The organism is Vibrio ouci (assembly GCF_004551525.1).
Lineage (GTDB): Bacteria > Pseudomonadota > Gammaproteobacteria > Enterobacterales > Vibrionaceae > Vibrio > Vibrio ouci.
Map to the genome: position 1 here is coordinate 115428 of NZ_SATR01000004.1, position 12480 is coordinate 127907.

The following is a 12480-nucleotide window of genomic DNA, read 5'->3' on the forward strand; positions in this document are numbered from 1 at the left end:
GATGCTAGTATTGCGCTAATAAAAATAAAGCAGTCATAGCTAAGGAACAGAAATGAAAGTAATTTCTTTCAATATAAATGGCCTTCGTGCCCGACTTCACCAACTTCAAGCTGTTATTGATAAGCATCAGCCAGATGTGATTGGTCTGCAAGAAATCAAAGTCCATGACGAAGCCTTCCCTCTCGAAGACGTTGAGGCAATGGGCTATAAAGTCTACTTCCATGGCCAGAAAGCACATTACGGCGTGGCTATGCTATGTAAGAAAGAGCCGCTTTCGGTTCAAAAAGGTTTCCCTACCGATAACGAAGATCATCAAAAACGTATGATCATGGTGACCCTGGAAGATGATAACGGCGAGAAAGTGACTGTCCTTAATGGCTACTTCCCACAAGGTGACAACATCAACCATGAGACTAAGTTCCCTTACAAGCGCCAGTTCTATTCAGATCTAATGACCTACCTAAACGATCATCACAGCAATGATGAGCAGTTGATTGTGATGGGCGATATCAACATCAGTCCGATTGATGCAGATATTGGTATTGGTGAACCTAACCGTAAGCGTTGGTTGAAGACAGGTAAATGTTCTTTCCAACCAGAAGAGCGCGAATGGTTGAAGACACTGCTAGATTGGGGCTTTGTTGATACCTTCCGTCAAATCCACCCTGACGTGAACGATCGTTTCTCGTGGTTTGATTACCGTTCAAAGGGCTTCCCAGATAACCGTGGCCTTCGTATTGACGTAGTACTTGCGACACCTAAACTAGCAGAGAAGTGTATTGAGTCTGATGTCGACTACGAACTACGTGGCATTGAGAAACCATCTGACCATGCGCCAATTTGGTCAACGTTTAAGTAATAGATAACGCAAAGTCGATAAAGGCCAGCATTGTTGCTGGCCTTTTTTATTAAGCATTAGTCATCCTCAAGAGTGAGGAACAAACGAGTTGGGGATCTCTTATAGTGAGTAGAAAACAATTAAAGATTCCCTACTCACTCATTCTTCGCTCTATGGAATGACACTTCTATCTCAGCCTAAGGCAGCGCATTTCCGGATAGCTCAAACAAAAAATCCGGCGTCTAGGCGCCGGATTTTATTTTAGAGTTGATGCTTTCAATTAGATAGCAACGAAGTCTGCTTTGTAGTCTGGGTTTACATCAGCGTCGTAATCAACACCTTCAACACCGAAGCCAAATAGCTTCAAGAACTCTTCTTTGTACTCAACGTAGTCAGTTAGCTCTTTTAGGTTTTCAGAAGTGATCTGTGGCCATAGGTTGCGACAATGCTCTTGGATATCGTCACGAAGTTCCCAGTCATCTAGACGTAGACGGTTCTTATCATCCACTTCAGGCGCTGAACCATCTTCTTTGTATAGACGCTGGCTGAACATACGGAAGATCTGTTCCATACAACCTTCGTGTACACCTTGCTCACGCATCTTCTTAAATACCATTGCAATGTACAGTGGCATTACAGGAATAGCAGAAGAAGCTTGAGTCACAACAGACTTAAGTACTGCCACGTTAGCTGTACCACCAGTTGCATAAAGCTTGTCGTTAAGAGCTGTCGCTGCGCGATCTAGGTCCATTTTCGCTTTACCTAGCGCACCATCCCAGTAGATTGGCCAAGTTAGCTCAGTACCGATGTAGCTGTATGCTACAGTCTTACAACCGTCAGCTAGAACACCCGCTTCAGAAAGTGCATTGATCCAAAGTTCCCAATCTTCACCGCCCATTACAGTAACAGTGTCTTTGATCTCTTCTTCAGTTGCAGGCTCAACGCTTGCTTCGATGATCACGTCTTTGTTGGTATCAACGGCAGTCGATGTGTAACTATCACCAATTGGTTTCAGTGAAGAGCGAATCACTTCGCCAGTTTCTGGCATTTTACGAACTGGAGACGCTAGCGAGTAAACCACCATATCAATCTGACCTAGGTCTTCTTTGATAAGGTCGATTGTTTTCTGTTTCGCTTCGTTAGAGAACGCATCGCCATTTAGGCTTTTTGCGTATAGACCTTCTTCACGAGCTAGCTTTTCAAATGCAACAGAGTTGTAGAAACCCGCTGTACCCGGCTTTTTCTCTGTGCCTTCTTTTTCGAAGAAAACACCGATAGTTGAAGCACCGCCACCAAATGCCGCAGCGATACGAGAAGATAGACCGTAGCCACTTGATGCACCCACAACAAGTACGCGCTTAGGTGCGTCTTTGATTGGGCCTTGTGCTTTTGTGTAAGCAATTTGTTCTTTTACGTTAGCTTCACAGCCTACTGGATGCGTAGTAGTACAGATAAATCCGCGAATTCTAGGTTTGATGATCATATTCAACTTCCTTTAAATAACCCCGCTAGAATAAAAGTTTCATCATGAGATCGCATCTAATTTCTGTAAAAATGTCGCTAAAATGCAAGTGGTTGGAGCACTTTAAACCAATACTCGGGCCTCAAATAACAAAAAGGCACTCATTTGAGTGCCTTTACTATGAAATGTCTAATTATTGTTCAGCGGAAACGTAATCCGCCCACTTTAAGCTACGCTGTCCAGTTTCGCTTTAGACTTTTTTGACGTTTCGTGAGTACGAACTTCGCTCATATCGTGGCTAAAGTGGTCAACTTGGATAGCTTTGTAGCGTAATTTGTCAGCTGCAACAATCTTATCTACCTCTTCCTGCGTCAGTACGTCGGCTTCTAACGCTTGCGCAAGTCTATCCATTAATAGACCTTTACGTGCCACTTTGCCCTCTTTCGCAGCACGCATCAGTTTACGTTCTAGGCTCTTAATGTCGTACATCGCTAAGAATGCGTTTTCCATCAAGCCAACACTGTCGTTCTCGTCTTTACCAACGAAACATAGATTCGTTAGGCGATCGCGATGCGCGCCCGGTGTCATCAAGCTTTCTGCCAATTTCACAGTAAGATCATCACTTGGCTTCGCAAAATTATTACCCAATGGGAAGATAATCACTTTAAGTAAGCGACCGACCGCTTTTTGCGGGTAGTTACTGAATGCTTCTTGCAGTGATTTCGCACCGTTATGTAGACAGTGCTGAACGGCATAGTGCACGTAATCGAGATCTTGCTGCTGACGACCTTCATCTTCGTATTTCTTCAATGCTGCTGACGCCATGTACAGGTAAGCAAGTACATCACCTAGACGAGCAGAAATCATCTCTTTACGTTTTAGATCGCCACCCAACGTCGCCATAGCGATATCAGCACTAACTGCAAGTGCACGACTCAAGCGAGTCATATCTTTGTAGTATTTCTGAGTTGGACCACTCATGTCAGCCTTGATAAAGCGCGAACCTGTTAACGCCGCACCAAACGCACCGAAGGTGTTACCCATCGCATGTTTAATGTGCTTGAACAGCAGGTTATCGAACTCTTTGGCACCTTGCTTCTCATCTGGGTTCGCTGCCGCTTCCATCTCTTTTAGTACGTATGGATGACAACGTGTCGCACCTTGACCAAAGATCATCAGGTTACGCGTTAAGATGTTTGCACCTTCCACCGTGATAGCTACTGGGATACCAAGATAAGGCGCTGCAAGGTAATTCATCGGGCCATCTTGAATTGCGCGACCAGAGTGAATATCCATTGAGTCATTAAGGATCGTACGCGCCATCTCAGTCATGTGGTATTTAGCAATTGCGGTAACGATGCCTGGCTTTTCTTTTAGATCCAATGAAGTCGTGGTTAGCGTTCGTGTCGCTTCCAATAGGTAGGTTAAACCGCCGATACGGCCCAGTGATTCTGCAACACCTTCAAACTTACCAATCGACATACCAAACTGCTTACGAACGTAAGAGTAAGCACCGGTTGTACGAGCGGTCAGGTGACCCATCGCCGTGCCTAGTGCTGGCAGCGAAATACCGCGGCCCGCTGACAGACATTCCACCAGCATACGCCAGCCTTTACCTGCATAGTCCTGACCACCGATAAGCCATTCCATAGGAATAAACACATCTTTACCACGTGTTGGGCCATTCATAAATGCTAGGCCAAGTGGGTCATGACGCTCACCGATTTCAACACCCTTGTGATCTGCAGGAATAAGCGCACAAGTGATACCAAGCTCTTTCTTATCGCCCATTAAACCGTCTGGATCGTACATCTTAAATGCAAGACCAAGTACGGTAGCCACAGGCGCTAAGGTAATGTAGCGCTTGTTCCAGTTAAGACGGATACCCAGCACTTCTTTGCCTTCGTGCTCGCCGTAACAGACAATACCGTCATCTGGAATACCACCTGCGTCCGAGCCCGCCTCTGGGCCAGTCAATGCAAAACATGGAATATCGGTGCCGTCAGCGAGACGCGGTAGCCAGTAATCTTTTTGCTCTTGCGTACCATAGTGAGACAGAAGCTCACCAGGACCAAGTGAGTTAGGTACCATAACCGATACCGCAGCACTGATACTGCGAGTCGCAATTTTAGTTACGATGGTCGAGTTCGCCAGTGACGAGAACTGACGACCGCCGTATTCTTTTGAAATGATCAAAGAGAAGAAACGCTCTTTACGTAAGTACTGCCAAACTTCCTCGGGCAAGTCGCGATCTTCTTTTACAATCTTATGGTCATCAAGCATTTCAAGCAGGGTGTTCAGCTCGTTATCCATAAACGATTGCTCTTCTGCTGAAAGCGTTGGTTTAGGGTATTGGTGCAGCTTAGTAAAGTCTGGACGACCTGAGAACAGCTCTCCATCCCACCAAACACTCCCCGCTTCCATTGCTTCTTTTTCAGTGCTTGATAGCGGTGGCAATACTTTCTTAAACATTTTGAAAGCTGGGTCGCTTACCCATTTTCTTCGTAGAGAGCCCATAATCAGATCCTTTTGTTCACTATTTGGTGGTCCAATATTATTTTTTTATATAGGTACAGATTTTCGTTTTATTCAGCAGCAACTCCAGCTGCTAAAAATGGAATCAGTTGGTCTACAACAGACTTAGCGTCCATCGCTTTTCCATAGTCGTTTTCAGCAATTTCCAACAGTGCTTGGCTTGATGCCATGGTGAAAACGCATGTTCCCAAAGTAAAGTGCAAACGCCAGAACAACTCTTCTTGAGTCAATTTCGGGTTGGCTTTCATTACCGACTGGGTAAACAACGTCAATGCTTCAGAGTAACGAGTGGTAATAAACCAGCGTAAATGACCTTGCACATCGGTGTAGCCGCGGCCGATCAGCAACATAAAGCGGCTGGTCCCGTTTGGTCTAACATCATTAAGATTACGCAGCGGTCCTCGCAAAGACTCAAACACATCCGCCATCTCGTAATGATCATTTAGGTTTAGGTTTATCAGTGCGTCTTGAACCGCTGGCATAAACGCCTCTAGGTATCGATTGAGTACCGCTCTTACCAAGGTCTTCTTATCACCAAAATGGTAGTTAACCGACGCAAGGTTAACGCCCGCTTTACTGGTAATCGTACGCAGAGAGGTATCTTTGAAGCCATGTTCTGCAAATAGAGCCTCAGCAACATCAAGGATTTTCTCTTTAGTAGAATTTCTCACTGGCATTTCAATCACTCGTATTAAACAACTGTTTGAAAATATACATTCGAAACACCAAAGCAACAAGTTATTAACATCACACTTTTACTTATTGGTCTGACCAGATTGCGTAACTTGTTGAGATGAAGAAAAATTTAATTTTTTTTAATTTGAAGGGAACTGATTGGAAAAGCCCGAGTCTTACTAAGTGTAGTTAGCAGAGCATTCAGGGTTTGGACAACCCATAAGTTTACAGGCCGTCAAACTTGTTTTCTTACTGAGGCTACTAATTTACGCTGCTTTTTCTTATTAACTCCTATGTTTTTTGTATCCGCCCAGAGCATACTTGCTCTGGGCTTTTTTTATTCTGATGTTACTTATGGGCTTTTTTGAACACCCACATCGAGCTAAACAGATAGTTGCTACCCATCCCGACTAACACGCCCACGGCTAGTGCCAGCATCGGCATCACGCCCGTTTCACCAAGAACCAATACCACTGCTTTAAAGGCGAGAAAGTTAGGGATAGCGGATACGCACGCGACGCTGATAAATTTAAGCCACTGTTTTGCTAATGCGCGGTCCTGGCTCGCGAAAGTAAAGGTTCGATTGCCAAACCAAGTTACAGTTGCAGCAATCACAAAGGCAATTAGCCTACTAGTGATAAGTGATACTTCAAGCAAATAAAAACACAGCGAAAACGCGGCAGCATCGGCGATAAAGCCGATGCCTCCTACTAGTGCGAATTTCAGTAGTCGATGCGCCATTAATTAGCCTCACATCGATAAAGGGAACGACGACTTTTCGACGTAAACTCTATGATGCAGTTGAGTGACCTCTCTTGTACAACTAGCTCAACATTCTCTTTGCGTCCAATCAGTTGGACCTTTTCTAGCGAGTCCAACACACTTTCGTCGGTCAACTTTTGCGCTTTTCCATAGCTATAAAACTGTCCAGAGAATGGCCTTTTTCCCACGTAATAAGTTTCGACACTAGGATCCGCCATGGAAAAAATCACCTTGTCACTTTTCTTATCGCCTGTACCCAATTGGATATAGGTTACTGCTGCAATCAGTAACACGGGAACAATACTCGCCACCACTTTAAACCACTTAGGATCTCCGGTTATATCAGAAACAAGGATCGCTATAAGTACCCCTAAGGCAGGGATCCCCGGTAACACGTAAGCAGGAAGAATGTTGCCTGAGAAGGTGAATAGAATGAGTGGCGCTATCAACCACAAAATTAACAAGCTCAATAAACCATTTTTAACTGAAATAGCGGACCCTAACGCCTTGCGTTTAAACCACAGTAGAGCAGGTAACACGATGGACCAAGGCGCAGCCGAGTAAGCCCAGAACAGCCAAATAGTGCCACGAACTTCATCATGGGCACTACCATACAAATCCCCTTCCCAACCACTGACTAAAAAGCGTTTAAAGTGTTCGCCAACAATGAAGTAATCAATAAACCCCGGAGTGGCACGTTCAGCCATCACATACCAAGGCAGCGCAATCACCAGCATCAATGCGCTGCCAAAGACTATCGGAAATCGTCGCCACAACTGTTTAAATGCGTCCAACAAACCATGTTGAATTACTAACCAAGGAAAAACGGCTAACCCCATCAGGACGATGACTAAAGGCCCTTTCGCTAGCAGTCCAATAGCAAGACCAAAGAAGCCTATATAACCCCACGCTTGATTCGGCTTTTGTTGTTCATAGCTGAGCCAACATAGATAAAAGCCGATCATCGCAATCGTCATACCCAATGTCAGAGCCATATCCGTCATAACAGCGCCTGCTGCAATCGAGAAAATACCGCACGTTGCAAGAACCAGCGCTGTGATAAGCCCGCTATACCCCATCCGACGAGCAAACATTGCCATCATGACGATAACAGCAATTCCAGCAAGCCAATGAGGGACACGTACCGCGAATTCATTCACGCCAAAGGCTTCGATGCCATAGGCGCTCATCCACGTAAACAGTGGCGGCTTACCCCAAAATGGCACTCCATAGTCAAACTGCGGGGTGACCCAGTTGCCGGTTTCGATCATCAAGCGCGCCATCTCGCCATACCTAGCCTCTGTGGTGTCCATCAGTGGATATGCGCCAAGGCTTAATAGCCGAATAAACAGCGCGGCACCTAAAATTGCCCATAGATGAACTCGGTTGAAATTCACGCTCTTTTCTCCATTGATTGAAATGTTTGTTGCGGTTGTTTTTGTTCGATTGATTGGATGAGGTAAAGCGGACGCTGCTTGGTCTCAATAAAAATGCGCCCGATGTATTCACCCATTACGCCGACACACAAAAGTTGTATTCCCCCCAGCGCGAGTTGGACCACCATCATTGACGGGTAACCGGTAACGGGATCGCCAAACAGCATGGTTTTAGCAACTATCATCATGCCGTAGATAAATGCGCTTAACGCAATCAAACTGCCTAGCACCGTTGCAATGCGTAGTGGTCGGATAGAGAATGAGGTGATGCCGTCAACGGCAAGACCGATTAGCTTGAAGTAATTCCATTTGGTTTCGCCGCAAAAGCGCGCATCGCGCTGAAATTGAATTGTGGCCTGCTTAAACCCCGGCCATGCAAAAATCCCTTTCATATAGCGATTTCGCTCCGGCAGAGCATTGATATGGTCAACGACCTCTCGAGCCAAGAGGCGAAAATCACCGACGTTCTCAGGAATTTCAGACTTAACCATAGAATTGAGTAACCGATAGAAAGCCGCAGCCGATTGCCGCTTGAACCAAGTCTCACCCAACCTTTCACGGCGCTGCATATTGACGATGTCATAGCCTTCACGCCATTTGGCTAACATCTCTGGGATCAACTCAGGGGGATCTTGCAAGTCAGCATCAATTACAATCACAGCTAACCCGTTGCTGTGTTCAAGCCCCGCACTCATCGCTGACTCTTTGCCAAAGTTACGGCTAAGGGCAACACTTTGGATAGATGAGGTTAAAGACTCAAAACGATTCACAAGGCGTAAACTATCGTCTGTGCTACCATCATCGATATAAATGATCTCACTAGAATCAGGCAATTGGTCTAGCACGGCGGTAAGGCGTGCATGCAGTTCGGGTAAAACGTCTTGCTCATTAAAATATGGCACGATGACACTAAGCGTTATCGCCGCGTTTTTGTAGTCTGGAACAGAAGTAACGATACCCATATTCGCCCCTTATTTACTGGCTTTTAGATTCGAGATGTTCAAGGCGATGGTTGAGCTCACCGCTGATAGAAAGCCAATCTAACAACGACGATGTGGAAAGCTTGTTGTTCACGTTTTTTCCACGTTTGAATTGAGATCATTAAGTCGTTAATCATCGAGAGAAGACTATGAACAAGGTATTGCTGGTTGAAGATAACCGTGAAGTTGCGGGCATCTTATTTGATTACTTCGAATGCGAAGGGATGGAGCTTGATTACGCAGATAACGGCGAACTTGGACTTCAGCTAGCATTAGAAGGATCGTTCGACCTTATCCTGCTGGATTTAATGCTGCCACGCATGGATGGCCTAACGCTTTGCAATAAGCTCAGAGAAGCCGGTGTAAGTACACCTGTCTTGATGCTCACTGCGCTGGATAACCGTGAAGATATGCTCAAAGGATTTAAACATGGCGCGGACGATTACTTAACCAAACCGTTTGACTTAGAGATCTTAGAAGCGCGTATTCAAGCCTTAATCAAACGCTATCGTGGCCAAGTCGCCAGTACCGTGTTGCAATTTTCGAGCTTAAAAATCGACCAGAAAACCCGCCAAGCGTTTCGTGAAGACAAGCTGCTAGCGCTCAATCCAACCACCTACACCATACTAGAAATGTTGTGTCAAAAAGCGCCTGAAATCGTTACTCGCCAAGAACTGTCAGAAAAACTTTGGCAAGAGAGTGAACCCAATAATGACGTTCTTCGCAGCCACATTTATCAGCTACGAAACCAATTAGATAAGCCGTTTGCCAAGCCGATGCTGACCACCATTCCTAAGATTGGCTTTCGTCTAGAGGAACTCTGATGCTCAACGCCTCTTTCTCAAACACCAAAACTCTAACCGGCCATTTAGCGATCTTTTTCACCGCAGTATCCTTCACCGTCGGGATTGTCAGCTTTGCCATCTTCTATCTCGCTCTACAATGGTCTGAAGATAGAGTGGGTGAACGGAGAATTCTTATCGACCGTGATGCGGCTGTAGAGCGTTTTTTGAGTGGCGAAAGTGGCGTCATCCAACTCGATGAGCTGACCGTCGCATACAATGATATGGACTTAGTACCAGAAAACTATCGCGAATTTTTGCAAAACAAAGTGAGTTATTTGGGTGAAGTGGGTGAAAGCTTTAATCCCCTGTCTCATATGGTATTCAAAGGCCAATATACCGACCAAGGCAAAACCCGATCTTTGGTCCTATTAACCTTAATCGACCGAGTTGAATTTGGGGTAGATGAGCTGGTCTATTCAGGCGCCATCGTGGTGATGTTTGTCGCGACATTAATGTTTGCATTCGGCACCATTCTTTACCGATTATCGATTCGACTCATCGAGCCGCTTAACGATATCACCGAACAGCTCAATCAAGATTCCATCGATGTCGAACAAGCGTTTTCCATTCAGCCTCAATCGGCACATGAATTTCATTTATTAACCAACAGGCTCAACCAATACCGCTCTGAGTTGAACCAAACCCTCAAACGTGAACAAGCATTTGCTCGTTATGCCAGCCATGAGCTTAGAACTCCCCTCACTGTGGTCAAAGGCGCAAACAAGTTACTGATGCGCGCAGAATCCACCGAGTTTCAAAGTCGCCAGGTTCAACGTATAGAAGATGCCACACGCGAAATGATCACCATGGTCGATGCGCTGCTCTCGATTGTCCGCTATGAGCGCAATACAAGTGATGCTCCGCTAAGGGAAATAACAAAAAACGAAATTGAGTCGATCGTTGAAAGCAATACGACACAAGCCGAGCGCAAACACCTCGATATCGAACTCTCCTTTGCTGGCTCGCCGACTACCCGAGCCACAGAGCCAGTAATCAATATGATTCTGGGTAATCTGCTGCGCAATGCCATAGCCGCCACTGAGCAAGGCACTATTACCGTTGATATTTCTAAGCAACAACTCGTTATTATTGATGACGGCGCAGGGCTAAAAGAAGCGCCAAATTCTGAAGGTCATGGGCTTGGATTATTGATTGTCGACGATTTATGCCAACGTTACCAATGGCAGTTTGATATTCAAAATCATCACTCAAGGGGATGCGTGGCAACAATAAAGTTTGATCCAGTTTGATACTAACGGCTGACAATTAAGTAAGATAGGCGGCCGTTTTGCAATAATTAGAACCCATGAAGCTCGCTCATACGCCTATCACTCAACACCAATTTAATGACATTGCGTTTTTTCTAAAACGCGATGACCAACTACACAGCCACTTTAGCGGCAATAAAGCGCGTAAGTTCATGGCGTTGCTGGAACTAGAAACCACAAACATTGACACTTTGATCTGTTATGGCAGCGCACAAGCAAATAGCCTTTACTCGCTAGCCGCACTGGCCACGATCAAAGGATGGCAACTGGAGTTCTATGTTGACCGCATCCCAAGTTGGTTGATTGATAAACCTATCGGCAATTACCGCGGCGCATTAGAGCTTGGCGCAAAAGTGATACCTGTGGCTAACTCGCAACTCCATCCAGCCGATTACATTGAGCAAGTACGTCAGCCAGACCAACGCTGTCTCGTTATTCCAGAAGGTGGACGAACAACACTGTCCAAACAAGGTATCAACCAACTTGCTAGTGAGATCCTCTCTTGGAGTCGCTTTGAGCCAAGCCATCAGTTTGTCGTTGCGCTGCCTGCAGGAACTGGCACAACCGCTCTATACTTGCACAAATACCTCAAACCTCATGGTATAGAAGTACTCACTTGCCCATGTGTGGGGGGAAAAGAGTATCTGATTGAGCAATTTAAGGAACTGGGTGAATCTGACTTTCCGACCATTCTTGAGCTAGAAACCAAGCACCATTTCGGCAAGCTCTATCAACAGGACTACCAAGTTTGGCAACAACTACTCGAACAAACCGACGTTGAATTTGACCTGCTGTACGACCCAATGATGTGGCAGTGCCTACAATCATGGTATAAACAACATTCAGACAAGACCATCATCTACGTTCACCAAGGTGGAATACTCGGCAACGAAAGCATGCTGCCGCGTTATGAGCGTAAGTATGGTGTGATTTAGGAGTATGACAATGACGCGATTCATTCTAGTTACTTTGGCGCTTTTATGCTTCCCGACGATGGCAACTATCATCACCACTCCAGCGAAACCCGTAATCGGCATCAACGCATCAGAAATAGCCAAGCGTGCCTGTTACTACCAAGATCAGGCCTATTCAGACGGCGCGATTCTTCAAGTTGGTGAGCACTACATGGTGTGCAAAGCAGCCAATGATTTTGAGACCAATGGCGCGCTTAAATGGGTGCAATTAGAAGCAAGATCCGCTCCCGAGCAGCAAGCGCCGCAAGGTGGTAAGCACTACTCCGTTAACTGATAGATTTAGAGGTCCAGTTTGATCACACCTATCGCCGTACGCCTTGTTAAAGGTGACGATCTAAAATTAGCGATTCAACGCTTAGTTGATGAACACCAGATTCAGGCCGGCAGCATTGCTTCGTGCGTGGGCTGCTTTACTCAGTTCAGGATTCGTTTGGCGGGCGCGACTCAAACTTTGCAGTTGAATGAGCCGCTTGAGATTGTTTCGATCATGGGCACGCTAACCCCAGAACATCAACACATTCACCTTTCTGTCGCGAAAGAGAATGGTGAAGTGGTTGGTGGGCACTTAATGGAAGGCAGCCTAATCGATACCACTGCCGAGTTGATCCTTCATAGCTATCACAATTTGAGCTTTGAGCGAGAGTTTGATGAGCAAACGGGCTTTACCGAACTCGTTGTTCATCATCAACAAGGGTTTTAAGTCAG

The 12480-nt window shown here is 45.7% G+C and carries 12 protein-coding genes; 6 read left to right on the plus strand and 6 right to left on the minus strand.

The features are described from left to right. Positions 1-52: 52 nt before the first annotated feature. Positions 53-859, plus strand: coding sequence for an exodeoxyribonuclease III (xthA, locus tag ELS82_RS04595; RefSeq protein WP_134834407.1), 807 nt, complete (start codon positions 53-55; stop codon positions 857-859). 259 nt (positions 860-1118) lie between these two features. Here the strand turns inward: xthA and fabV are convergent, their stop codons facing one another. The 6 genes from fabV to ELS82_RS04625 all read right to left on the minus strand — a co-directional run bounded on the left by fabV (position 1119) and on the right by ELS82_RS04625 (position 8670). After that, a complete protein-coding gene (gene fabV / locus ELS82_RS04600) occupies positions 1119-2321 on the minus strand; it encodes an enoyl-ACP reductase FabV (protein WP_134834408.1) in 1203 nt (400 codons plus the stop codon). 204 nt (positions 2322-2525) lie between these two features. After that, positions 2526-4817, minus strand: coding sequence for an acyl-CoA dehydrogenase (locus ELS82_RS04605; protein WP_134834409.1), 2292 nt, complete (start codon positions 4815-4817; stop codon positions 2526-2528). Between the two features lie 68 nt (positions 4818-4885). Further along, positions 4886-5512, minus strand: coding sequence for a TetR family transcriptional repressor PsrA (gene psrA, locus ELS82_RS04610; RefSeq protein WP_134834410.1), 627 nt, complete (start codon positions 5510-5512; stop codon positions 4886-4888). Positions 5513-5858: 346 nt separating this feature from the next. Continuing rightward, entirely contained in the window at positions 5859-6251 is a 393-nt protein-coding gene (locus ELS82_RS04615; protein WP_134834411.1) for a GtrA family protein, read from the minus strand. After that, the gene (locus ELS82_RS04620; RefSeq protein ID WP_134834412.1) at positions 6251-7669 is read right to left on the minus strand and encodes an ArnT family glycosyltransferase; all 1419 of its coding nucleotides are present in this window, start codon (positions 7667-7669) and stop codon (positions 6251-6253) included. Before ELS82_RS04620 ends, ELS82_RS04615 begins: the two co-directional genes overlap by 1 nt. Beyond that, positions 7666-8670: a glycosyltransferase family 2 protein gene (locus ELS82_RS04625; RefSeq protein WP_134834413.1), complete on the minus strand. Its 1005-nt coding sequence runs from the start codon at positions 8668-8670 to the stop codon at positions 7666-7668. The genes ELS82_RS04620 and ELS82_RS04625 overlap by 4 nt, the downstream gene beginning before the upstream one ends. A gap of 167 nt (positions 8671-8837) precedes the next feature. On the opposite strand from ELS82_RS04625, the gene ELS82_RS04630 reads away from it, so the two are divergent. From ELS82_RS04630 to ELS82_RS04650, 5 genes are read left to right on the plus strand one after another with little or no spacing between them, the layout of a single operon-like run. Continuing rightward, the gene (locus tag ELS82_RS04630) at positions 8838-9512 is read left to right on the plus strand and encodes a response regulator transcription factor (RefSeq protein ID WP_134834414.1); all 675 of its coding nucleotides are present in this window, start codon (positions 8838-8840) and stop codon (positions 9510-9512) included. After that, the gene (locus ELS82_RS04635) at positions 9512-10783 is read left to right on the plus strand and encodes a sensor histidine kinase (RefSeq protein WP_134834415.1); all 1272 of its coding nucleotides are present in this window, start codon (positions 9512-9514) and stop codon (positions 10781-10783) included. The genes ELS82_RS04630 and ELS82_RS04635 overlap by 1 nt, the downstream gene beginning before the upstream one ends. Positions 10784-10839: 56 nt before the next feature. After that, positions 10840-11736, plus strand: a complete 897-nt coding sequence (locus tag ELS82_RS04640; protein WP_134834416.1) for a pyridoxal-phosphate dependent enzyme — start codon at positions 10840-10842, stop codon at positions 11734-11736. A gap of 58 nt (positions 11737-11794) precedes the next feature. Then, positions 11795-12049 (plus strand): DUF1496 domain-containing protein, encoded by a 255-nt coding sequence (locus ELS82_RS04645; protein WP_244230753.1) that lies wholly within the window; start codon positions 11795-11797, stop codon positions 12047-12049. Between the two features lie 18 nt (positions 12050-12067). Continuing rightward, entirely contained in the window at positions 12068-12475 is a 408-nt protein-coding gene (locus ELS82_RS04650) for a PPC domain-containing DNA-binding protein (RefSeq protein ID WP_134834418.1), read from the plus strand. Positions 12476-12480: the final 5 nt, after the last annotated feature.